This is a genomic window from Nocardioides terrae (genome assembly GCF_900112345.1).
In the GTDB taxonomy this organism is placed as follows: Bacteria; Actinomycetota; Actinomycetes; order Propionibacteriales; family Nocardioidaceae; genus Nocardioides; species Nocardioides terrae.
On sequence record NZ_FOLB01000012.1, the window covers coordinates 64,241 to 86,980 of the forward strand.

21 protein-coding genes and 1 tRNA gene are annotated in these 22,740 nt (G+C 70.7%); 13 read left to right on the forward strand and 9 right to left on the reverse strand.

Features of this window, described 5'->3' with window-relative positions; all coding sequences use genetic code 11:
* The first annotated feature begins 139 nt into the window (after positions 1–139).
* The 4 genes from BM236_RS15440 to BM236_RS15455 all read left to right on the forward strand — a co-directional run bounded on the left by BM236_RS15440 (position 140) and on the right by BM236_RS15455 (position 7,204).
* Positions 140–1,828 carry a S8 family peptidase gene (locus BM236_RS15440; protein WP_091125583.1) on the forward strand — a complete coding sequence of 563 codons (1,689 nt, stop codon included), beginning with the start codon at positions 140–142 and terminating at the stop codon, positions 1,826–1,828.
* Between the two features lie 222 nt (positions 1,829–2,050).
* Entirely contained in the window at positions 2,051–5,152 is a 3,102-nt protein-coding gene (locus tag BM236_RS15445) for a S8 family serine peptidase (RefSeq protein ID WP_175507705.1), read from the forward strand.
* Positions 5,153–5,270: 118 nt separating this feature from the next.
* Positions 5,271–6,545, forward strand: a complete 1,275-nt coding sequence (locus tag BM236_RS15450) for a hypothetical protein (protein ID WP_091125588.1) — start codon at positions 5,271–5,273, stop codon at positions 6,543–6,545.
* Positions 6,542–7,204, forward strand: a complete 663-nt coding sequence (locus tag BM236_RS15455) for a class F sortase (protein WP_245750364.1) — start codon at positions 6,542–6,544, stop codon at positions 7,202–7,204. The genes BM236_RS15450 and BM236_RS15455 overlap by 4 nt, the downstream gene beginning before the upstream one ends.
* A 9-nt stretch (positions 7,205–7,213) precedes the next feature.
* Here the strand turns inward: BM236_RS15455 and BM236_RS15460 are convergent, their stop codons facing one another.
* The gene (locus BM236_RS15460; RefSeq protein WP_245750365.1) at positions 7,214–7,540 is read right to left on the reverse strand and encodes a GroES family chaperonin; all 327 of its coding nucleotides are present in this window, start codon (positions 7,538–7,540) and stop codon (positions 7,214–7,216) included.
* Positions 7,537–7,791: a DUF3618 domain-containing protein gene (locus BM236_RS15465; protein ID WP_091125590.1), complete on the reverse strand. Its 255-nt coding sequence runs from the start codon at positions 7,789–7,791 to the stop codon at positions 7,537–7,539. Before BM236_RS15465 ends, BM236_RS15460 begins: the two co-directional genes overlap by 4 nt.
* 30 nt (positions 7,792–7,821) lie before the next feature.
* On the opposite strand from BM236_RS15465, the gene bcp reads away from it, so the two are divergent.
* The 3 genes from bcp (at position 7,822) to BM236_RS15480 (ending at position 8,998) form a co-directional block, all read left to right on the forward strand.
* Positions 7,822–8,286, forward strand: a complete 465-nt coding sequence (bcp, locus tag BM236_RS15470; RefSeq protein ID WP_091125593.1) for a thioredoxin-dependent thiol peroxidase — start codon at positions 7,822–7,824, stop codon at positions 8,284–8,286.
* Positions 8,287–8,321: 35 nt separating this feature from the next.
* A tRNA-Leu gene (locus BM236_RS15475) sits at positions 8,322–8,394 on the forward strand.
* Between the two features lies 1 nt (position 8,395).
* Positions 8,396–8,998, forward strand: a complete 603-nt coding sequence (locus BM236_RS15480; protein WP_091125596.1) for a Maf family protein — start codon at positions 8,396–8,398, stop codon at positions 8,996–8,998.
* Here BM236_RS15480 and BM236_RS15485 read toward each other — a convergent pair.
* From BM236_RS15485 to BM236_RS15515, 7 genes are all read right to left on the reverse strand, one after another.
* Positions 8,988–9,497, reverse strand: coding sequence for a GtrA family protein (locus BM236_RS15485; protein WP_091125720.1), 510 nt, complete (start codon positions 9,495–9,497; stop codon positions 8,988–8,990). The two genes, BM236_RS15480 and BM236_RS15485, sit on opposite strands and share 11 nt — an antisense overlap.
* Positions 9,498–9,515: 18 nt before the next feature.
* Positions 9,516–10,679 carry an acyl-CoA dehydrogenase family protein gene (locus tag BM236_RS15490; protein WP_091125598.1) on the reverse strand — a complete coding sequence of 388 codons (1,164 nt, stop codon included), beginning with the start codon at positions 10,677–10,679 and terminating at the stop codon, positions 9,516–9,518.
* Between the two features lie 41 nt (positions 10,680–10,720).
* On the reverse strand, positions 10,721–11,611 hold the full coding sequence (locus tag BM236_RS15495) for a carbohydrate ABC transporter permease (protein WP_091125600.1): 891 nt from the start codon (positions 11,609–11,611) through the stop codon (positions 10,721–10,723).
* Entirely contained in the window at positions 11,608–12,609 is a 1,002-nt protein-coding gene (locus BM236_RS15500) for a carbohydrate ABC transporter permease (protein WP_245750366.1), read from the reverse strand. The genes BM236_RS15495 and BM236_RS15500 overlap by 4 nt, the downstream gene beginning before the upstream one ends.
* Positions 12,606–14,018: an N-acetylglucosamine/diacetylchitobiose ABC transporter substrate-binding protein gene (gene ngcE, locus BM236_RS15505; RefSeq protein ID WP_091125602.1), complete on the reverse strand. Its 1,413-nt coding sequence runs from the start codon at positions 14,016–14,018 to the stop codon at positions 12,606–12,608. The genes BM236_RS15500 and ngcE overlap by 4 nt, the downstream gene beginning before the upstream one ends.
* A 109-nt stretch (positions 14,019–14,127) precedes the next feature.
* Positions 14,128–14,898 carry a sugar isomerase domain-containing protein gene (locus tag BM236_RS15510; protein WP_091125605.1) on the reverse strand — a complete coding sequence of 257 codons (771 nt, stop codon included), beginning with the start codon at positions 14,896–14,898 and terminating at the stop codon, positions 14,128–14,130.
* Entirely contained in the window at positions 14,895–15,767 is an 873-nt protein-coding gene (locus tag BM236_RS15515; protein WP_091125607.1) for a MurR/RpiR family transcriptional regulator, read from the reverse strand. Before BM236_RS15515 ends, BM236_RS15510 begins: the two co-directional genes overlap by 4 nt.
* A gap of 168 nt (positions 15,768–15,935) precedes the next feature.
* On the opposite strand from BM236_RS15515, the gene BM236_RS15520 reads away from it, so the two are divergent.
* The 6 genes from BM236_RS15520 (at position 15,936) to BM236_RS15545 (ending at position 22,740) form a co-directional block, all read left to right on the forward strand.
* Positions 15,936–16,928 (forward strand): N-acetylglucosamine kinase, encoded by a 993-nt coding sequence (locus tag BM236_RS15520; protein ID WP_091125610.1) that lies wholly within the window; start codon positions 15,936–15,938, stop codon positions 16,926–16,928.
* Between the two features lie 70 nt (positions 16,929–16,998).
* Positions 16,999–18,792 (forward strand): acetyl/propionyl/methylcrotonyl-CoA carboxylase subunit alpha, encoded by a 1,794-nt coding sequence (locus BM236_RS15525; RefSeq protein ID WP_217645367.1) that lies wholly within the window; start codon positions 16,999–17,001, stop codon positions 18,790–18,792.
* Between the two features lie 73 nt (positions 18,793–18,865).
* Positions 18,866–19,762, forward strand: a complete 897-nt coding sequence (locus tag BM236_RS15530) for a dioxygenase family protein (RefSeq protein WP_091125611.1) — start codon at positions 18,866–18,868, stop codon at positions 19,760–19,762.
* Between the two features lie 70 nt (positions 19,763–19,832).
* Positions 19,833–20,051: a hypothetical protein gene (locus tag BM236_RS15535; protein ID WP_091125614.1), complete on the forward strand. Its 219-nt coding sequence runs from the start codon at positions 19,833–19,835 to the stop codon at positions 20,049–20,051.
* Positions 20,052–20,150: 99 nt separating this feature from the next.
* Positions 20,151–21,209, forward strand: a complete 1,059-nt coding sequence (locus tag BM236_RS15540; RefSeq protein WP_217645368.1) for a DNA polymerase IV — start codon at positions 20,151–20,153, stop codon at positions 21,207–21,209.
* A 64-nt stretch (positions 21,210–21,273) separates the two neighbouring features.
* Positions 21,274–22,740 carry a S28 family serine protease gene (locus BM236_RS15545; RefSeq protein WP_217645369.1) on the forward strand — a complete coding sequence of 489 codons (1,467 nt, stop codon included), beginning with the start codon at positions 21,274–21,276 and terminating at the stop codon, positions 22,738–22,740.

Below are 22,740 nucleotides of genomic sequence, written 5' to 3' on the forward strand. Positions count from 1 at the left end.
GAACGGGTCGGGGGCTTCTCCCTCTCCCCTCCCCTCGCTTGGGGATGTGCGCCCGAGTTCAACGCGCACTCTTCCCGTGGAACGTGCTGCGCCGTAGCGTCCCCGGCACGGGGGGAGTCCTTTCTCAGGAGGTTTTCGGGTGAACTTGCGCTCCTTGCTAGCGGCCGCAGCAGTCTCGGCCACCACGCTGTCCCTCGCCGTGCCCATCAACACGGCCGACGCCACGCCCTCCGTCTCGGGCAAGCGCGTGCAGTACTCAGTGCTCGCCGACGCAGGCGCGTCCAACGCCCAGGTCCGGGCCGCGATCGAGGCGGCCGGCGGCACCGTCGTCGCCGCCAACGACGCGGTCGGCCTCTACCAGGTGAGCGCTCCGGAGCACGGGTTCGCCGAAGCGGTGTCGAGCCGAGCGGGGATCCAGGGTGCCGCCCACCAGCGGATCGTCGGCCGGGCGCCGCAGACTCCCCGAGCCGACGTCGAGCACGTCGCACGCGGAGCGGGCGCGCCGAGCGCACACAGCTCGCGGCGCCACCACGGCAGGCCGGGCAGGAGCCTCGACCCGCTCGACGGCGACAACTGGGGCCTGTCGATGGTGAAGGCCGACAAGGCCCGCCGCTTCCAGGACGGCGACCACCGCGTGACCGTCGGCATCATCGACACCGGCGTCGACGCGAGCCACCCCGACATCGCACCGAACTTCGACTGGCGCCTCTCGCGCAACTTCGTCACCGACATGCCCGACATCGACGGCGCCACCTGCGAATTCAGCAGTTGCAAGGACCCGGTCGGCTGGGACGACGGCGCCCACGGCACCCACGTCGCCGGCATCATCGGGGCCGCCGCCAACGGGATCGGCACCTCGGGCGTCGCGCCCGGCGTGACCCTGGTCGAGGACCGCGCCGGCCAGGACTCCGGCTACTTCTTCCTGCAGCCCACCGTCGACGCCCTGACGTACGCCGGCGACGCCGGTCTGGACGTGGTGAACATGTCGTTCTACGTCGACCCGTGGCTCTACAACTGCACCGCGAACCCGGCCGACACCCCGGAGCAGCAGGCGGAGCAGCGCACCATCATCGCGGCGGTGCAGCGGGCCCTGAACTACGCGCACCGCAAGGGCGTCACCATGGTCTCCGCCCTCGGCAACGAGCACAGCGACCTGGGCAACCCGCCGACCGACACCACCAGCCCGGACTACGGCGAGGACCCGCACCCGCGGCCGATCGACAACGCGAGCTGCCTCAGCATGCCGACCGAGGGCTCCCACGTCATCGGCGTCTCCGCGCTCGGCTCGTCGGGCCGCAAGGCCTACTACTCCAACTGGGGCACGGAGCAGATCTCGGTCGCCGCACCCGGCGGTGACTACTACGACCCCGCCGCCACGGGCGCGATCCAGCAGCCGGGGAACCTCATCCTGTCGGCCTACCCGAAGAACGTCGGGATCGCCGAGGGCACCATCGACCCGACCACGGGCGACATCATCGACGACAGCGGCTCCTACCTGAAGGACTGCGACTCCCGGGGTCGATGCGGCTACTACCAGTACCTCCAGGGCACCTCGATGGCGTCGCCGTTCGCGGCGGGTGTCGCCGCGCTCATCGTCAGCGAGTACGGACGACCGGGTCGGCACCACAGCTTCGGCCTCGACCCCGACATCACCGAGCGGGTGCTGACCCGGAGCGCCGACGAGACCGCCTGCCCGGCGCCCGTCTACGTCTACCCGGCCCCGATCCCGGCGTCCTACACCGCCAACTGTGACGGCACGAAGGAGTTCAACGGTTTCTACGGTCACGGCATCGTCGACGCACTCGCGGCGGTGACCCGCCGACACTGACCGACGGGCTTCCGGATTCTCGGGACGGAGGCCGGCCCGGTAGGGCATGCTTGTCGACGAAGCCCCGCAGGCGACCCGAGACGCCTGCGGGGCTTCATCAATTTCGGCCCTATCGCCGGAAAACCCTTTGTGCAACTATCCAGAGGCGGCGCGGGCTGCGCCGCCTCTGGCACGAAGGTGGAGATTGTCTTGGGAATGAGAATTCGTGGATTGCTCGGAGGTGTGGCCACAGCCGCACTGATCGGCGGGGCACTCGCCGCGGCGCCGGGAACACCCAGCGCGTCGGCATCGCCGGCCACCCAGAAGCAGGCCTCGCTCGTGAAGGCGATGGGTCTGGGCAAGGACGTGAAGAAGAGCAAGTACGACAGCTACGTCGTGCTGCTCAAGTCCGACCCGCTGCTCGCGAAGTTCGGTCGTAGCCAGCTCGACACCTCGGCCGCCCGGACGGCACAGGAGGCCTTGGTCGACTCCCACGATGCGATCGTCAAGGCGGCCGACGTCTCGACGAGCGCCGTCACGCAGGACCTCACGGTCGCCGCGAACGCGTTCGCCGTGAACGTCGACCACGCGGCCGCCGTACGGCTCGCGGCGAACCCGAAGGTCGCCGCCGTCATCCCCGACGACCTGCGCCAGGCCCAGGGCCTCACCGCCGCGGCTCCGGCGAAGGCCGGCCACCGCACGCACGACCGTCATCACGCCCTCCTGCCCTCCCAGTCGAGCCACCGCGGCGGGCACCGTGGGCACCACCCGCCCTACACCCCCGGCCACCACTCGTCCTCCGTGCCGACCGAGGAGGACTTCCTCGACCTGACCGGCCGCGGTGAGGCCTACGACAACGGCATCGACGGCGACGGCGTCCTGGTGGGCGTCATCGACACGGGCATCTGGCCCGAGCACCCGAGCTTCGCCGACGACGGCAGCCTCCCCGAGGCACCCGTCCTCGCCGGCGACTCCTGCCAGTTCGGCAACACCACGGCCAACCCGAACGACAAGGACTTCACCTGCAACAACAAGCTCGTCGGTGCGCGTGACATGACGATCACCTACCGCGCCGTCGAGGGCGCCGAGCCCGACGAGTTCGTCTCCGCTCGTGACGACGAGGGCCACGGCACCCACACCGCCTCCACGGCGGCGGGCGACGCGAACGTGAAGGCCTTCATCAACGGCAAGTACGTCGACACGACGTCCGGCATCGCGCCGCGGGCGCAGATCATCGCCTACAAGGCGCTCGGCAACCAGGGCGGCTTCAGCTCCGACCTGTCTGCGGCGATCGACCAGGCCGTCGCCGACGGCGTCGACGTCATCAACTACTCGATCGGCGGCGGCGCCAACCTGACCGGCGTCGACGCGATCTCGTTCCTGTTCGCCTCCGATGCGGGCGTCTTCTCGGCCGTCTCGGCCGGCAACGACGGCCCGGCGCCGGGCACCCTCGGCGGACCGTCCGACGTCCCGTGGGTGACCAGCGTCGCCGCGGGCACCGAGCCGCGCTTCTACCAGGGCACGGTCAAGCTCGGGAACGGCCGGCGCCTGACCGGTGCCTCGATCTCCGGCACCGTGCGCCACGCCCGGATCGTCGACGCCGCACGGCTCGGCAACCCGCTCTGTGACCCGGAGAAGCAGTTCTCCTCCTCGGTCAGCGGTGCGATCGTCATCTGCACCCGTGGTCTCGAGGCCGGCCGCGTCGCGACCAGCCTGACCGTGAAGAACGCGGGCGGCGTCGGCGAGATCCTCGCCAACGTCGACGTGCCGAACCAGGACAACCTGTTCACCGACAACTTCTTCGTGCCGACCGTCCACATGGACCAGCGGGTCGCCGACCGGGCTCGTGCCTACGTCGCTCGCGCCGGCCGCTACGCCCGGGCGTCGATCGTCGACACGGGCAAGATCGTGAAGCAGCCGTGGAAGGCGCCGTCGGTGACGGTCTTCTCCTCGCGCGGCCCGTCCCCGACGTCCGCGTCGATCATCAAGCCGGACATCACCGCCCCCGGCATCCAGGTGCTCGCCGGCGCCTCGCCGTTCACCGACGAGGGCTTCGTCCAGGGCACGCTCTTCCAGGCGATCGCCGGCACGTCGATGTCCTCGCCGCAGATCGCGGGCATCTACGCGCTGGTCAAGCAGGCGCACCCGGACTGGTCGCAGGCGGAGGCCAAGTCGGCGCTCCAGACGACCGCCTCGCAGGCGATCACGTCCAACGACCGCAGGACGCCCGCGAACCCGTTCGAGCGGGGCGCGGGCCAGGTTGACCCGGGCCGCGTGAGCGCACCGGGCATGTTCAACCCGGGTCTCGTCTTCGACGCGGGCTTCAACGACTACCTGGCCTTCCTGTGCAACGCCGCGCCGGGCTCGGTGAGCGACGACGACTGCAGCGCGCTCTCCGACCTGGGCTTCTCGACCGCCGCGGAGGGGCTCAACCTCCCGACGATCGGCATCCAGGCGCTGGTGGGCAGCGAGACGGTCAAGCGCACCGTGACCAACGTCAGCGGCAGGTCCCTCACGGTCACCGCCGACACCCGGGACGCGCCGAGGGGCTACTCCGTCTCGGTCAGCCCCAGGACGCTGACCGTCCCGGCGAACGGCAAGGCCTCCTTCGAGGTCACGATCACCAACACCGGCGCCCCGGTCGGCGCCTGGCGGTTCGGCAACCTGACCTGGAGGGGCTCGGGCTACAGCGTCAACAGCACGCTCGCCGTCCGCGGTTCCAGCATCGGGGCCCCGGCCACGGTGACCGGAAGCGGCGCCTCGGGCACCGTCGACGTCCCGGTCAAGTTCGGGTACGACGGCGCCTACTCCGCCGTACCGTCCGGTCTCGTGGCGTCCCAGCCGCTGACCGGTACCGTGCTCCAGGATCCCGACCAGACCTTCGGCACGCCTGACGACAGCCAGGGTGGAGTCACCAACGTCCCGGTCACGATCGGCGACACGTCGTACTGGCGCATCGAGTACGCCCGGCCGGACAGCAATGACGACATCGACCTGTACCTGCTCGACTCGAGCGGGAACGTCGTGGCGCAGAGCACGGCGGGCGGCACCGACGAGCTCATCGAGCTCAGCCACCCGGCCGCGGGCAGCTACACGCTCGCGGTCCACGGCTGGCAGGTGGCCACCACCCACGAGTTCTCCATCGACAACTGGGTGGTGCCGACCGGCACCGGCAGCCTGACGGTCACCTCGGCTCCCACCCAGGCGACGGTCGGGGCGACGGAGACGGTCAGCCTGGCCTGGTCCGGCGCCACGCCGGCGGGGACCTACTACGGGGCCGTCGACCACACGAGCGGCAGCGACGAGCTGGCTCAGACGGTCGTCGCGGTCACCGGCGCCGACTGACCGGTCGACACGGCACGGGGCCGCGTCGTGGGGAGACCCACGGCGCGGCCCTTCCCGTTGTGCCGCAACGTTCGATACTGGCGCGTAACTTGGGGCTCGCCGCGGCGTTGTCCAGTGCGTGAGAAACCGTCTGATCGTCCGCTCCGGATCGGCGGCCGCCGCGGCCTCGCTCGCCCTCCTGGCCACGGGACCGGCGCTCGCCGCGGACCCCGTCGCCCAGGCCTCCGCCACCGCCCTCCGGCTCGGCGTCGCCGGCCAGGGCGCCGACACCGGCACCTTCTCCGCCACCAACGACGGCACCACGCAGACGACCTCGGGCACCCACGCTCCGGCCCTCCCCGCTCTGGCCGGTCAGCAGGCGACGAACCTCGGGACGCTCGCCCAGGACGCCACGACCGGTGCGCGGGACGGGAGAGGCACCTCGGCCGCGTGTGCGGGCGTCGCCGGCGAGGGCGCCACCCTCGTGCAGGTCGGCGACGGGACGAGCTGCCTCAGCGGAGGACAGACGATCTCGCTCGACGTCGCGAACGCCGACTTCAGCAGCCTGCAGGTGCTGCCGGCCGAGTACACCCAGGGGCTCGACACCGCCACCGCGCAGGCCGTGGCGCCCGTCGTGAGCCAGGCCCTGCAACCACTCCTCGCGGCCCTCGACGACCCTGCCATCGGACTCGACCTCGGCGCGGTGCAGGCGACCTGCACCGCCTCGGCGCCAGGCGCGCAGGGCTCGGCGAGCATCGCCAAGGCGCAGGCCTACGTCGAGGGCCCGCAGCCGATCGGCCGGATCGTGCTCGCCGACCTCCCGGTCGACCCCGCACCGAACACCCACGTCGTCGCCGACCTGAGCACGGTCGCGGAGGCGATCCGGACGGGCGTGGACACCGACCTCGCCAACTCGCTCGGCGGGTCGAACGGCCGGCTCGCCGCGGTGCTCGGCCCGCTCGGCGCCACCGTCGACACCGTCCTTGACCAGATCCGGACCAACGTCACCGACTCGCTCGGCCCGCAGCTGGCGCCGCTCCAGGACAACGTCCTCGACATCGTGCTCAACAAGCAGTCCAGGCCGTCGGCCGACGCGATCGAGGTGACCGCCCTCGACGCGAGCGTCCTCCCGGCCGCCCGGCAGTTCGTCGGCGCCGACCTGGCCCACCTCACCATCGGGCACGTCGCCTGCGGGCCGAACGGCACCGTGGCTCCTGACCGCGCGGTCGTGACACCTGCCGTCGACACGCCGTCCACCCCTGAGCCCGACACCGCGGTCCCGACGGCTGTGAAGTCGGGCGCCGGCTCCCTCGAGCACGGCCCGACACCGCTCGCCTTCGGGGCCCTCGGCGGCCTGGTCCTGGCCGGGACCGGCCTCGCCGTCTGGGGCTTCCGCCGCAGCCTCGGCGCGTGACCGGGACGACCACCATGACGACCCCGGACCGGGCGGCCCGTCCCCTCGCCCGGTTCGGGGATTCCCTCGGGCGCTACACCACCGCCACCGTCACCGCGCTGCAGCTCCTCGTCGGGGTCCTGGCCGGTGGCTCGGTGGTCGGGTCCTTCGTCGTCCCGGGCGGCGACGACGCCGCCGGTCCTCCGCAGTACACCGCGATCGGTCCCGGGGCACCGATCCGCCTCTCGATGCCGAAGCTGAAGGTGACCGCCCCCGTCGTACCGATCACGATGGCCGACAAGGCCCTCGACCCTCCTCGCGACTACCACGAGGTCGGCTGGTGGGTCTCCAGCGCCAGGCCCGGGGACCTCGGCGGGCAGACCGTCATCACCGGCCACACCGTCCACACCGGCGGCGCCAGCATGAACCACTTGGGCAGGCTGCACGCCGGCGACCTGGTCGACGTGATCTCCAAACGCGGGACGATGCGCTACATCGTCGGGCGGACGAAGGTCTACAGCAAGGCCCAGCTCGCCGAGCACGCGCAGGAGCTCTTCGGCCAGGACCACGGCCGCGGGCGGCTCGTCCTGATCACGTGCACCGACTGGGACGGCGTGGAGTACGAGAGCAACGTCGTCGTCCTCGCCAAGCCGCTCGGCGCTCCCGCCGACCGGTCGTAGGACCGCCGCTCAGAGATAGAGCCCGGTGGCCTCTTCGCCGACCCGCTCGGCCGCGACGGCGTGCACGTCGCGCTCCCGCATGACGATGTAGACGTCACCGGCGACCTCGACCTCGGCCTTGTCGTCGGCGTCGAAGAGCACCCGGTCGCCGACCTGGACCGTCCGCGCGTGCGGACCGACGGCGACCACGCGCGACCACGAGAGCCGGCGGGCGCCCATGGCGGCGGTCGCGGGGATCACGATGCCGCCGGAGGAGCGCCGCTCCCCCGCCTCACGGTCGAGCTCCACGAGGATCCGGTCGTGGAGCATCTTGATGGGGGTCTTGGCGTCGCTCACTTGCTCAGCTTGCGCAGCGCCACCATCAAGCCGACCACGCCGACGATGACGCCGGCCGTCTTCAGGATGTTGGCGGTGTTGGGCTCGCCGGTGCGCGGGTCGACGTACGTCGCCTTGATGGCTGCCATCTGACGCTGGGCGATCGTCTTGGGGCTCGAACGGTAGAGCAGCTGGTCGATGGTCCCGGCGAGACGCATCCGCGTCTCCTCGATCTCACGCTCCAGGTCGGGCTGGCGGTCGGCCTTGGTCATGGGCTGAGGTTACCAAGTAGGTTTCGCAGCATGAGTCGCCTGCAGCCCGGAGACGTCGCCCCGTCCTTCAGCCTGACCTCCGACACCGGGGAGACCGTCTCGCTCGACGACCTCGCCGGCCGGAAGGTCATCGTCTACTTCTACCCCGCGGCGATGACGCCGGGCTGCACCAAGCAGGCCTGCGACTTCACCGACTCCCTGGACTCGCTCAAGGCGCAGGGCTACGAGGTCGTCGGCATCTCGCCGGACAAGCCGGAGAAGCTCGCGAAGTTCCGGGCGCGCGACTCGCTCACCATCACCCTGCTCTCCGACCCCGACCGGTCGGTGCTGACCGCGTGGGGCGCCTTCGGCGAGAAGAAGCTCTACGGCAAGGTCGTCGAGGGCGTCATCCGCTCGACGTTCGTCGTCGACGAGGCCGGCAAGATCGAGCACGCCGCCTACAACGTCAAGGCGACGGGCCACGTCGCGAAGCTCCGCAAGGACCTCGGGATCTGACCTCCCGTGCCGGCGGTCCCTAGACTGACCGCCGCGCGCCCGTACTCCAACGGTAGAGAGAGCGGCTTTAGGTGCCGTCAAGTGTGAGTTCGAATCTCACCGGGCGCACGTGACGACGTTGGTGCTCGCCTCCCAGTCCCCCGCCCGCCTGCAGACGCTCCGCAACGCGGGGATCGAGCCGGTGGTCATCGTGAGCGGGGTCGACGAGGACCAGCTGTCCGGTCTCGCCCCCGCCGACCTGGCGCTCGAGCTGGCCCGGCTCAAGGCGGCCGCGGTGGCGGGTCGCGACGAGGTCCCGTCAGGTGCGCTCGTCCTCGGCTGCGACTCGGTTCTCGAGCTGGACGGCGAACCGCTGGGCAAGCCGGGTACGCCGGACGAGGCGACGCGCCGCTGGCAGGCGATGCGCGGGCGGACCGGCGTCCTGCACACCGGCCACAGCCTGATCGACACGGCCACCGGCACGACGACGTCGCGGACGGCGAGCACGACGGTCGAGTTCGCCGACGTCACCGACGAGGAGATCAGCGCCTACGTCGCGACCGGCGAGCCGTTGCACGTGGCCGGCGCGTTCACGGTGGACGGGCTGGGCGGCGGCTTCGTGACCCGCACCGACGGCGACCACCACAACGTCGTCGGCGTCAGCCTGCCGCTGCTGCGCGTGCTGGTCCGTGAGCTCGGCCACGAGTGGACCGCCCTGTGGGCTAGCCGCTGATCGTCGCCGGGTCGACCTGCTCGTCGGCCTCGTCGGCCGGGTCGTCGTACACCTCGTAGTAGCGGATCGGGCGGTGGAAGACGAACCGCCTGAACAGGTAGAACCGGGCCGCCTGCGAGAGCAGCAGGCCGACCACGTTGCCGGAGAGGTTGTCGGAGAGCTGCGAGGTCAGGTCGAGGACGTGCCGGCTGAACCACAGGCAGCCGAGCGGGATCGTCGTCATCGTGATGATGTTGATGACCGCGTAGGACACGAAGCCCTCGCCCGCCTTGTTTGCCGACCGGTTCCGGAAGGTCCAGCGGCGGGAGAGCTCGTAGGACACGAGCATCCCGACGAAGTGCGCGACGATGTAGGACCACGTCAGGTGGCGGTGCAGCGGCGACCACAGGTGGTAGGGCTCGTAGGCCAGCCAGTTGTAGAGAGCGATCGCGACGCCCGTGGCCACGAGGCCGACGGCCATGAACCGGGCCGCCTCGTCCAGGAACCGGCGGCGCTGCATGCGGACCACTCTAGGTTGCTACTCGACCGGCAGGCCGAGCCCCCGCGCGATGAGCATGCGCTGGACCTCCGACGTGCCCTCGCCGATCTCGAGGATCTTGGCGTCGCGGTAGAAGCGCGCGACGGGGTACTCCTCCATGAAGCCGTAGCCGCCGAAGACCTGCGTGGCGATGCGCGTGGCCGTCACCGCGGACTCCGACGTGTAGAGCTTGGCGATCGCCGCCGCCTGCTTGAACTGCTTCACCGGAGCGCCGGCGTCCTTGAGCGCCGCCGCGCGGTAGGTCAGCAGGCGCGACGCGTGCAGCATGACCTCGAGGTCGGCGATCTGGAAGGCGACGCCCTGCTTGCGGCCGATCGGCCCGCCGAAGGTCTGTCGCTCGCCCGCGTAGGTGAGGCAGAGGTCGAGGCAGCCCTGGATGAGACCGACGGCGAGCGCGGCGATGGCGACGCGGCCGTCGTCGAGGGTGGCCAGGAACTGGGCGTAGCCGCGGCCGCGCTCCCCGAGCAGGTTCTGCGCCGGCACGTGTACGCCGTCGAAGCTGAGCGGGTGGGTGTCGGAGGCGTGCCAGCCGAGCTTGTCGTAGGGCTTCTCGGCCGTGAAGCCGGGCGTTCCGGACGGGACGATGATCGCGCTGATCTCCGGCTTGCCGTCGGCGCGCTCCCCGGTGCGCGCGGTCACCGTCACCAGCGACGTGATCGTGGAGCCGGAGTTGGTGATGAACTGCTTGGAGCCGTTCACCACCCACTCGTCGTTCACGAGCTCGGCGCGGGTGCGGGTCGCCCCGGCGTCCGACCCCGCGCCCGGCTCGGTCAGGCCGAAGCCGGCCAGCGCGTGGCCCGCGACGAGGTCGGGCAGCCACTGCTGACGCTGCTCGTCGCTACCGTAGGTCAGGATCGGGTTGATGCCGAGGCCGACACCCGCCTCCAACGTGATGCCCATCGACTGGTCGACGCGGCCCAGCTCCTCGATCGCCACGCACAGCGAGGTGAAGTCGCCGCCGGCGCCGCCGTACTCCTCGGGCGCAGTGAGGCCGAAGAGACCGAGGTCGCCCATCTTCTGGACCACGTCGACCGGGAAGTGGTGGTCGCGGTCCCACTGGGCGGCGTACGGCGCGATCTCGGCCTCGGCGAAGTCGCGGACGACCCGGCGGAACTCCTCGTGCTCACGTGACAGCTCGAACATGGGGAACAGGTTAGCGTTCATTAACCTTCGAGCGGGAACCCTCAGCGGAAGGTGCCGCGGGCGACCGAGCCGGAGAGCCTCCGCTGGAAGATCAGGTAGACGACCAGCACGGGGAGCACCGTCATCACCACGGCCGCGAACAGCGCCCCGAAGTCGACCGAGTAGCCGGCCTGCGAGGCGAACGAAGCCATCCCCTGCGTGAGCACGTAGTTGTCCTGGTTGGTGTTGAGCGCGACCGGTAGCAGGAACTGGTTCCACAGACCGAGGAAGTTGAAGATCGCGACGCTCGCCATCCCTGGGCCGGCCATCGGCAGCATGATCGAGAAGAACGCCCGCCACTCGCTCGCGCCGTCGATCGTCGCCGCCTCGTAGACGTCCTGCGGCAGCGACCTGAAGAACGCGTGCAGGAAGAAGACCGTGAACGGCAGCGCGAAGGCGACGTAGGTCAGGATCAGGCCGGGCAGCGTGTTGATCAGGCCGATGTTCTTCAGCACGAAGAAGAGCGGAACGATCACCAGGAAGATCGGGAAGGTCAGACCGGCGAGCATCGAGTTGTAGATCAGCCGCCGGCCCGGGAACTCGAACCGCGCCAGCACATAGGCGCACATCGCCCCGAGCAGCATGACGAGGAACAGCGACGCCCCGACCACGATGACGGTGTTGAAGAAGAACCGACCGATGCCGGCGTCGGTCCAGGCGTTGACGTAGTTGTCGAACTTCCAGTGCGCGGGCAGCGAGAACGGCGAACCCAGGATCTCCCTCGTCGTCTTGAACGACGAGAGCAGCACCCACAGGAACGGCACGATCACGATGACCGACCACAGGATCAGCAGGACGTGCGAGGTGACCTCGACGGCGGTGTCGCCTGCGTTCGAGGACCTGCGCTGGCGTGTCTCCGCGGGCAGGGCCCGCTCGGTGACTGCGGTGCTCATCGACGCACCCTCCTCTCGTCTCGGCCGCCGGTCAGGTAGTTGATGAGGAAGACCAGGACGGCGAACGCCAGCGTGATCACCGCGAGGGTGACGCCCATGGCGGTGGCGTAGCCGAACTGCCCCTTCTTGAAGGCGGTGGTCAGCAGGTACTGGCTCATCGTCAGCGTGGTGTTGTTGGGGCCGCCACCCGAGTTCATCGCCTGCATGTAGACGAACGCGTCCAGCGCCAGGATGCCGATGTAGATGTACGCCGTCTGGACGTTGTCACGGATCAGCGGGACCGTGATCGACCAGCTGGTCCGGAAGCGTCCCGCGCCGTCGAGGCGCGCCGACTCGTAGATCTCCGCCGGGATGCCCTTGATCGCCGCGACGAAGAGCACCGTGTAGAAGCCGATCGACGCCCAGATCATGACGAACATGGAGGCCGGCATCGCGGTCTTGACCTCGCCGAGCCAGGCGAAGTCCTTGAAGCCGCTCAGGCCGGACTTCGTCAGGACGCCGTTGAGCAGGCCCGCCGCCGGGTCGTACACCTGGGCCCAGATGAGCCCGATGACGATCGCCGGGACGGCGTACGGGAAGAACGAGACGACCCGGTAGGCGCCCGCGCCGCGGATGCCGCGGATCGTGCCGTTGCTCGGGCCACCCACCGTCACGACGATCGCGATGGCGAGCGCGGCGACGATCGTCACGAGCGGCACCACGATCGCCAGCTCGATGTTGTTGCGGACGGCGTGCAGGAAGATGTCGTCCTGCGCCAGCTTGCGGTAGTTGTCCAGCCCGGTGAAGTTCATCGAGGCCGAGAAGCCGGACCAGTCCGTCATCGAGTAGTAGAGCGCCTGGAGCACGGGCCAGACCACGAAGAGCAGGAAGATCACCAGCGGCAGGCCGAGGAAGACCGCCATGAACGTGATCCGGTCGAGTGAGGGACGCGAGCGCCGACGCCGGGCGGCCGCTGGGCGGCCGCCCGTCGTCGGGCTCGCGGTGGTGCTGGTGGTCACGTGATCTTGAGCTTCTTCACCGAGGAGTCGTTGGCGACCTTGTCGAAGATCTCCTGCGACTTCTTGGTCAGGGTCTTCGCGTCCATGTCGCCGGCGAGGAACGAGTTCCAGATGACCAGCTCGTCGGAGTTGGTGCCGTAGTAGTCGTAGAACTGGAAGTTGAAGACGTTGTCGCCGGCTGCGTCAAGCATCGCACTCTGCGACTTCAGCGCCGCGGACCCGAACCCGTCGGCCGGCACGATGCCCTTGACGATGGTCGGAGCGAGCTTCGTCTTGGAGAAGTTGGTCGCCGCGTCCTTGGACAGCATCGCCCGCAGCATCTCCTTGCCGCCGGCCACGTTCTTGGCCTTCTTGGGCACGATGAAGCCCTCACCCGCCGCGGCCCGGATGGCCTCGTAGGGCATCGAGGACTGGGCGGTCAGCGTCATCTCGGGGATGCCGGTCATCTGGAAGTCTGCCTTCGTGGCGTCCTTCATCTCGTTCTCGATCCAGCCGCCCGACGGGTAGAGGAGGGCCTGCTGGTCCTGGCTCCACTTCGCCTGCGCGGCGGTGAACTGGGTGCCGGCGCCGCCGGGCACGAACATGCCCTGCTTGACCATCTCGCCCAGCTTGTCGATCACGCCTTGGACCGCGGGGTGCGACCAGGCGTTCTTGTCGAGGTTCTCCAGCGCCAGGCGGACCTCGTCGCCGCCCTCCTTGGCCGCCGAGTCGATCGCCAGGGTGCGGTAGTAGGTCGCCGCCTCCTTGCCCCAGACCCAGAGGTACTTGCCCTTCGCCTTCGCCTTGGCGCCCAGGTCGAGCGCCTCGTCGAAGGTCTTCGGCGCGGTCCACCCGTTCTCCTGGAACAGCGAGGCCGAGTACCAGACCGCGTAGACGGTCATCACGTAGTTCAGCGCGACGAAGTTGCCGTCGTAGGTGCCGGGCACCTTGACGTTGGGGTAGAGGGTGTCGGCGATCTTCGTGCCCTCGTAGTTGTTGGCGTCGAAGACGTCGTCGAGCGTCTCCAGCTGGTCGGCGATGGTGTTGAAGCCGATCAGGTCGGCGCCGGAGTTGTCGATGAGGTCGGGCGGGGTGCCGCCGACGAACCGCGGCTGCAGCTCGGTCGCGATCTTGGTCGAGGGCGACACCTTGATGGAGGCGCCGCTGAACTCCTTCTTCACCTGGTCCGCGGCGAACGTGACGTAGTCGTAGCCGTAGCCGCCGTTGAAGATGACCGCCTCGATCTTGCTGGTGTCAGCGAGCCCGAAGGGGTTGGTGTCGCTCTTCTTGCCGGTGGGCTGGCTGCTGTTGTCGTCGCTGCCGCCGCCGGCACAGGCGGCGAGCACGCTGCTGAGCGGCGCGATCGCAGCGGTGGCGATCGCTCCGCGCAGCAGGGTACGGCGGTCGAAACGACCGTGCTGGTCAGTCATCGTGTCTTGCCTTTCGCTCGAGGTGTCGGGGTTCCTGGTTCCTCTGGGGGTTCTGCTGAGTGGGCTGTGTTCCATGCGGTTCCATGCGGTTCCATGCGGTGTCGCACGGCTACGCGAGGCTCCCGATGCGGCTCCCGTAGCGCTCCTTGAGGGCGTCGTTGTGCTCGTCGCCGCCGGGCACGTTGGCGGAGACGTAGAGGGGCGGGACCTCGCCGGCCGCCCGGAGCCGGTCGGCGGCTCCCAGGGTCAGCAGCTGGGCGATGTACGCCGCGGTGATCGAGGAGACCGCGCCCGCGGAGAGCCCCTCGCCGAGGGTGATCGTGGCGTCGCCGTACGGCGCCCGGTTGTCGATGACCACATCGGCGACCTCGGAGAGCCGCTTGCCGCTGGGGTGCTTGGGCGTGACGGCGTTGGTGTGCTCCAGGCTGGTGACCGCGATGAGCGGGTGGCCGAGCTCCTTGGCGCGCAGCGCCACGCCGACGATCGAACCGTTGACGCCCGAGTTGGACGCGATGATGAACACGTCCGCCGGGTCGAGCTCGTAGAGGTCGAAGAGCTCGTCGACGACGGTGTCGTCGCGCTCGAGGCCGCTGCCGCCGAGCACCGACGCGTCGCGGCTGCCGCGGATCACGATGTCGCGCAGGGACAGCGCGTGGGTCGGGATGAGCCCACCCGCACGGCCGGCGACCTCCATCGCGAAGGCCTGGGAGTGCCCCGTGCCGAACGCCTGCACGACGCCGCCCTTGCGCAAGGAGTCCACGATCAGGTCGATCGCGGCGTCGAGGCGCCCGGAGCGGACGTCGTCGTCGAGCGCCGCGAGGCGACTGCTGACCTGCTCGGAGAAGTCGGCGAACACGGTGGCGCCGGGGGTGGCTGTCATCGGGGTCCTTTCTCGGGTGCGACCGCCCGCCCGAAACGCGGCGGTCGACGGTGGGGGGCGACGGCGGCCGCCGAGGCGGCCAGCAGGCTCGACGTGCGGGGGAAGTCGAGCTGGGCGACCAGCAGGTAGAGCAGGTCGATCAGGAACATCTGGGCGTGCTTGGCGGAGAGGTCGTCGGGCTGGAGGTACTCCCCCGGCGCGCTCGCGACGAGGTGGTCGTCGGCGAGGGACGCGAGCGGCGAGGTCGGCACGCTCGTCACGGCCACGGCATAGGCGCCTGACGACTTCGCCAGGCTCAGCATCTCGATCACCTCGTCGGTGCGGCCGGTGTTCGAGAAGGCGATGGCGACCGTCCCCTCCTCGAGCAGGGCGGCGCTGGTGAGACCGGCGTGCGCCTCGCCCCAGGCGTGCGCGTTGACGCCGATCCGGTAGAGCCGGGCCTGGAGCTCGCGGGCGATCGTCGCGCTGCCCTCGATGCCGTAGATGTCGACGTGCGGGCTGCCTGCGATCGCGGCCGCAACACGGGCTACCAGCGCCGTGTCGACGCCCTCCGCGGTGGTCGAGAGCGCGGCGGAGTGGGCGTTGAGCAGCGTCCGCACCACCTGCTCGGGCGGGTCGTCGGGCCGGAAGGCACGACCGATGTCGGCCTCCCAGCTCTCCCGGGCGCTCGTGCGGCCCTGCTCGGCCGCGGCCCGGACCCGGAGCGTGGGATAACCGGCGTACCCGAGGGCCCGGCAGAAGCGGCTGACGGTGGCCGGCGAGGTCCCGGCCCGCTGCGCGAGCTCGGTGATCGAGAGCTGGAGCGGCAGCGACGGGTCCTCGAGCAGCAGCGAGGCGATCTTCGAGAAGGCGGCCGACATCGCGGGCATGCCCGCCCGGATCCGGCCGCTGGTGCCGAATCCGTCTAGCGTGTCCGCTGCACGAGGTGCGCTGCTGATGGCCAATGAAAATCCATGTCAGTTCGAGAAGATGTAGAAGAAAACTTCTTACAGTTGTGGCCCATCTCACAACCGCTCAACGATCACGAATAGGTAACGATGACTGTCGTTCTGGCTGTTGACGCAGGAGGCACGAGCACCCGGGCGGTGGTGGTCGACCACACCGGCCGGTGCCTCGGCCTCGCCCGCAGTGGCGGTGGCAACCCGATCTCCTCCGGCCCGGACCAGGCGGCGGCGGCCCTCGCCGGCAGCGCCGGCGCAGCGCTGTCCGCGGCCGGCATCTCCCCCGCTGCCGTCGAGGTGGTGCTGCTGGCCGTCGCGGGTGCGGGCTCCCCCACCCACCGAGGTGCGCTGACCCAGCGGCTCGCCGGTCTGACCGATCGGCCCGTCTTCGCCAGCGACCTGCTGGCGACGTTCTGCTCGGGCACCCACCGGCCTGACGGGTACGCGCTCATCGGCGGCACGGGTGCGGCGGCGATCCGGGTCGAGCGTGGCCGGCAGTCGGCCGTCGCGGACGGCCTCGGCTGGCTGCTGGGCGACGAGGGATCCGGCTTCTCGATCGGCCACAGGGTGGCGCGCGCCGCGCTCGCCGACCTCGACGGCCGCGGCCCCGCCACGACCCTGACCGGCGCACTGCGGGCCCGACTCTCCGTGCCGGCCGAGCTGGCCGCCCGGGAGGCTGCGGAGGCGATCACCCGCAGTCTCTACGCCGCACTGCCCGTCCGGCTGGCCGACCTGGCCGCCCTCGCCTTCGACGCCGCCGGGGACCCCGTGGCCGACGGCATCGTCGCCGACGCCGCGCAGGACCTGGCGACCACGCTGCGAGCGGTCACCTCCTCCGACGTGGCCGGCCCCGTCGTCGTCGGCGGTGGCGTGCTGTCGAACAGCGTCGCCCTGCGCGAGGCTGCGCTGGCGGCGTACGCCGGCCAGGGTCCTGCGCCCGAGGCGGTGGTCGTCCGTGACGGGACGGTGGGGACCGCCGTGCTGGCACTGCGTCACGCCGGGGCCACCGTCGACGAGCAGGTCTTCCGGACGCTCACCACATCGATCGCCGCCGAGCCGGAGCCAGCTCCTCCGGCCGAGCCGCGGTGACCGGCGCCACATCCGTCGGCCCGACGATGACGGCTAGAGTCAGGTGGCCGTCGATCCGAGGAGTGTTGAGTTGAGCAAGCCGCTGTCCAAGGTCCTGATCGCGAACCGGGGCGAGATCGCGGTCCGCGTCATCCGCGCCGCCAAGGATGCCGGGATCGGGAGCGTGGCCGTCTACGCCGAGCCCGACGCCGACGCGCTGCACGTCCGGCTCGCCGACGAGGCCTACTCCTTGGGCGGGGCGACGCCTGCCGACTCCTACCTCTCCATCGAGAAGATCATCGACGTCGCTCGTCGCTCGGGCGCCGACTCGGTGCACCCGGGCTACGGGTTCCTCGCCGAGAACGCCGACTTCGCCCAGGCCGTGCTCGACGCCGGGCTGACCTGGATCGGCCCGCCGCCCGCGGCGATCGAGGCTCTGGGCGACAAGGCGAAGGCCAAGGCCATCGCCCAGGCCGCTGGCGCGCCGCTGGCGCCCGGCCTCAAGGAGCCGGTCAAGGACGCCGACGAGATCGTCGCCTTCGCTCGCGAGTTCGGCCTCCCCGTCGCGATCAAGGCCGTCTTCGGCGGCGGCGGCCGCGGCCTCAAGGTCGCCCGCACGCTCGAGGAGATCCCCGAGCAGTTCGAGTCCGCGGTCCGCGAGGCCGTCGGCGCGTTCGGCCGCGGCGAGTGCCTCGTGGAGAAGTTCCTCGACCAGCCGCGCCACGTCGAGACCCAGTGCCTGGCCGACTCCCACGGCAACGTCGTGGTCGTCTCGACCCGCGACTGCTCGCTGCAGCGCCGTCACCAGAAGCTGGTCGAGGAGGCGCCCGCGCCGTTCCTCAGCGACGACCAGCTCAACAGCCTCTACGCGTCGTCCAAGGCGATCCTGCGCGAGGCCGGCTACGTCGGCGCCGGCACGTGTGAGTTCCTCGTCGCCAAGGACGGCACCATCTCCTTCCTCGAGGTCAACACCCGCCTCCAGGTCGAGCACTGTGTCTCCGAGGAGGTCACCGGCATCGACCTGGTCCGCGAGATGTTCCGCATCGCCGCCGGGGAGGAGCTCGGCTACGACGACCCCGAGATCCGCGGCCACTCGATCGAGTTCCGCATCAACGCCGAGGACGGGGGCCGCAACTTCATGCCCGCCCCCGGCACGCTCACCGAGTGGGCGCCGCCGCAGGGCCCGGGCGTCCGCGTGGACGGCGGCTACGAGAAGGGCGAGACGATCCCGGGCTCGTTCGACTCCCTCATCGCCAAGCTGATCGTGACCGGCCGCGACCGCACCCAGGCCATCGAGCGCTCCCGCCGGGCGCTGGCCGAGTTCAAGGTCGATGGCATGCCGACCGTCATCCCGTTCCACCAGGCCGTCCTCGACGACCCGGCCTACGTCGGCTCGTCGAACCCGACCGGCGAGGGCTCCTTCAGCGTCTACACGACCTGGATCGAGACCGACTTCGACAACCAGATCCAGCCCTACGCCGGCGAGCACGGCGGGCCTGGAGACTCAGGCGAAGCCGGCGAGAAGCAGCAGGTCGTCGTCGAAGTGGGTGGCAAGCGCATCGAGGTCGTGATCCCGGCCGGCCTCGCGGGGCTCTCCTCGGGCGCCACCGCCGGTGCGGCCAAGAAGCCGAAGCGTGCCGGCGGCAGGAAGGCCGGCGCCGCCGTCTCGGGCGACGCGGTCACCTCGCCGATGCAGGGCACCGTCGTCAAGGTCGTCGTCGAGGAGGGTCAGACCGTGGCCGAAGGTGACGCCATCGTGGTCATCGAGGCGATGAAGATGGAGCAGCCGCTCAAGGCCCACAAGGCCGGCACCGTCACCGGCCTGACCGCCAGCGTCGGCGAGACGGTCACCAACGGCGCCGTGATCTGCGAGATCAAGGACTGAGCCCCGTCCCGCTCCGGCGGAAGAGGTTGAGGCTTCAAGCAGTTGGGCCTAGAGTCCCGACCGAGGAGCCCGTATGACCACGACCGCCGAAGCCGACGCCCTGATCCCGGCGTCGCACCCGTTCGCCCAGCACGTGCGCCGGGCCGCCGCGCTCGAGGCCGCCGGTCCGCACCGGCCGTGGACGCCCGCCGACGGACCGATGCCGGCGCTCTACCTCTCCCACGGCGGCGGGCCGATGCCCTTCCAGGACCCCGGCTGGCTCGAGCCGCTGCACGGGTGGGCGCGCACGCTGCCCAAGCCGCGGGCGATCCTGGTCGTGAGCGCCCACTGGGAGTCGGCGCCGCTGTCCATCAGCGCCGAGCGTCCGTCCGAGCTGGTCTACGACTTCGGCGGGTTCGACCCGCTCTACCACCGGTTCCGCTACGACACCCCCGACCCGGGCGACCTCGCACGGCTGGTGAGCGGCCTGCTCCCGGACACCGAGCACGTCCACCAGCACGCCTCCCGCGGGCTCGACCACGGCGCCTGGGTGCCGCTCAAGATCATGTATCCCGGCGCCGACGTACCCGTCCTGCAGCTCTCCCTCCCGACCGAGGACCCGGACCGGCTGCTCGCCCTCGGCGCGCGCCTGCGCCCGCTGCGGGAGCAGGGGGTGCTCGTCGTCGGGTCGGGCCACATGACCCACGGACTGCCGTTCCTGACCCGTGAGATGTTCACCGGCAACGTCGTCCCCGGCTGGTCGTCGGACTTCGACGCCTGGGCAGCGGACGCCCTCGGCCGCGGCGACGTCGCCGAGCTCTCGCGGTTCCGGACCGCCGCACCGGGCATGCCCTACGCGCACCCCACCGTCGAGCACTTCACCCCGATGTTCGTCACCCTCGGCGCGGCGAGCGACCCGGCCGCCCCGGTCCTCAGCACGCTCGACGGCTTCGCCCTGGGGCTTTCACGCCGCTCGTTCCAGGCCGCCTGAGCCCTGGGCGGGGCGGACCGGCTCGCCCGATAGTCGTCGGGATGGGCCTCAGTGGCGCATACTGCTGGTGATGTCTACTTCTTCCCGGCCGCGCCGGCACCTCGCCACGAGTCCCTTCCGCGCTGAGCCCGAGCCGGTCGTCCTGCAGTTCGAGTCCGGCGAACTGGTCTCGCACGACTCCTACGGCATGGGCCGCGTCGTCGCGGTCGAGCCGGCTGCCGTGACGGTCGACTTCAGCCCGAAGATCGTCCGCATCCCACGCCCGTTCCCGCGCCTGGCCAAGCTCTAGCCCTCGCGCGTCGCCCTGGAGCGACGACCGGCCCACGGGAGAGCGAGGGGCCCGGCGTCTACGACCGCACCCGCGCCCTGCTCGAGGAGGTGCTGCGCCGTGGCCGATGATGACCGCCCCTGGATCCTGCACGTCGACCTCGACCAGTTCCTGGCCGCCGTCGAGGTGCTGCGCCACCCTGAGCTCGCGGGGCTGCCGGTCGTCGTCGGCGGTCGCGGCGACCCGACCGAGCGGGCCGTCGTCTCGACGGCGTCCTATGAGGCGCGCGCGTTCGGCATCAGGTCGGGGATGCCGCTGCGGACCGCGCTCAAGCGCTGCCCCGACGCCGTCTTCCTGCCGGTCGACCGCCCGGTCTACGAAGCCGCCTCCGAGCAGGTGATGGCGACGCTGCGGGCGGTGCCGGGGGCGACCGTGCAGGTGCTCGGATGGGACGAGGCGTTCGTCGGGGTCGCCACCGACGACCCCGAGCAGCTGGCGCGGCGGATCCAGGCCGACGTACTCGCCGCGACCGGTCTGCACTGCTCGGTCGGGATCGGCGACACGACCACCCGCGCCAAGATCGCGACCGACTTCGGCAAGCCGCGCGGCACGTTCACGCTCACCCGCGACACCTGGATGGAGTTCATGGGGCCGCGCCCGACCCGGGCTCTGTGGGGCGTGGGCCCGCGCGTCGCGGCGCGTCTCGAGCGGCTCGGAATCGGCACCGTCGCCGACCTCGTCCACGCCGACGAGCAGGTGCTCGTCGCGGAGTTCGGGCCGACGATGGGGCCGCACTACGCCCGCCTGGGGCGCGGCGGTGGCCACACCCTCGTCGACCCGACACCGTGGGTGCCGCGCGCACACGGCCGCGAGACGACCTACCAGCACGACCTCGTCGAGCGGGACGAGGTCGTCGAGGCGCTGCGGGTGCTGGCCGTCCAGGTCGTCGATGACCTGCGCGCCGAGGACCGGCCCTGCCAGCGGGTGCATCTCAAGGTGCGCTTCGCACCGTTCTTCACCAGCAACCGCAGCCGCAAGCTGCCGGAGCCGACGTACGACGCCGACCTGATCGCCGCGACGGCGCTGGAGCTGCTCGACGGACTCGGCGACGGCCGCCCGATCCGGCTGCTCGGGGTCCGCGGGGAGATGGTGCCGCCGGAGGGCGGCTACGGCGTGTGATCGCTGTCACATCGGTGCGTTACGGTGTCGCCAGCCAACATCACGATCTCGGGAGGATCACATGGTGCGTGTGCGTGCTGTCGCCGGCGCTGTCCTGGCCGGCGCCCTCGCCGTCGGAGCGATCGCCGGCCCGTCGTACTCGGCTCCGGCCGTGGGCTCCGCGCCGCCCGCGTCGGCGTCCGTCACCCAGGATCAGGACCTGGCCGACCAGATCGGCGGGCTGCCCGGCGTCTCATCGGTCACCGAGGCGACCGCACCGGCGGGCTACCGGTTCTTCCGGATCACGTTCACCCAGCCCGTGGACCATCGGCGTCCCGAGCTCGGCACGTTCGAGCAGCGCCTGACCTTGCTGCACAAGGACGTGTCGAGGCCGATGGTGATGTACACCAGCGGCTACTACGTCTCGCAGAGTCCCAGCCGCAGCGAGCCGACCCGCATCGTGGACGGCAACCAGCTGAGCATGGAGTACCGCTTCTTCGACCCGTCCCGGCCAAGCGACCCGGACTGGCCGCGGGAGCTCACGATCTGGCAGGCCGCGTCAGACCAGCACCGCGTCATCCAGTCGTTCAAGCGCCTCTACCGGGCCCACTGGTTGACGACCGGCGGCTCGAAGGGCGGCATGACCGCGACGTACCACCGTCGCTTCTTCCCCGGTGACGTCGACGGCACCGTGCCCTACGTCGCGCCGAACGACGTGGTCAACGACAAGGACGCCTACAACGACTTCCTGGCCAAGGTCGGCGACCCGGCCTGTCGGGCCGCTCTGACGGCCGTTCAGCGCCGCATCCTCGGACCCGACCGCGCGTGGTTCCTCGAGCGCACGCGACAGGACGCAGCCGCGAACGGCATCACCTGGGACATCCTGGGCAGCGCGGACCGCGCCATGGAGGTCGCCGTCGTCGACACCTACTTCACGTTCTGGCAGTACAGCCCGGAGTCGGAGTGCGCGAACGTGCCGGGCCCGGACGCGACGGACGAGCAGGTCTGGGACTGGACCCAGGGCGTGGTGCCGCTGACCGGCTACATGGACCAGGACCTGCTGAGCTACCTGCCGTACTACTACCAGGCGGCCTACCAGCTCGGCTGGTACGAGCCGTACGAGCGTCCGCTGCGCGGCGTGCTCCGTTACCCCGGCTCCTTCGCCGCGCCGAACTTCGTCCCCGAGGACCTGCGACCGATCCGATTCGACAAGCGGGCGATGCGCGACGTCGACCACTGGGTCCGCACCCGCGCCACCCACATGCTCTACGTGTACGGCGGCAACGACCCCTGGGGCGCCGAGCGCTTCGACTGCGGGAAGGCGCGGGTGGTGCGCCGCCAGTGCTCCGTGCACGTGGTTGCGGGCGGCACCCACGGCTCGACCATCGCGCAGCTCCCGGCCGCGGAGCGAGACGAGGTCACCGCGCAGATCCTCGGGTGGGCCGGGCTCAGCGCCACCGACCCAGCGGTGAAGCAGGTCAGGAGGGCCGGGAAGCCGGAGTTCGACCCCGCCCTGGACCGTCCGGCGGTCTCGTCGCGCTGGAGGTCCTGA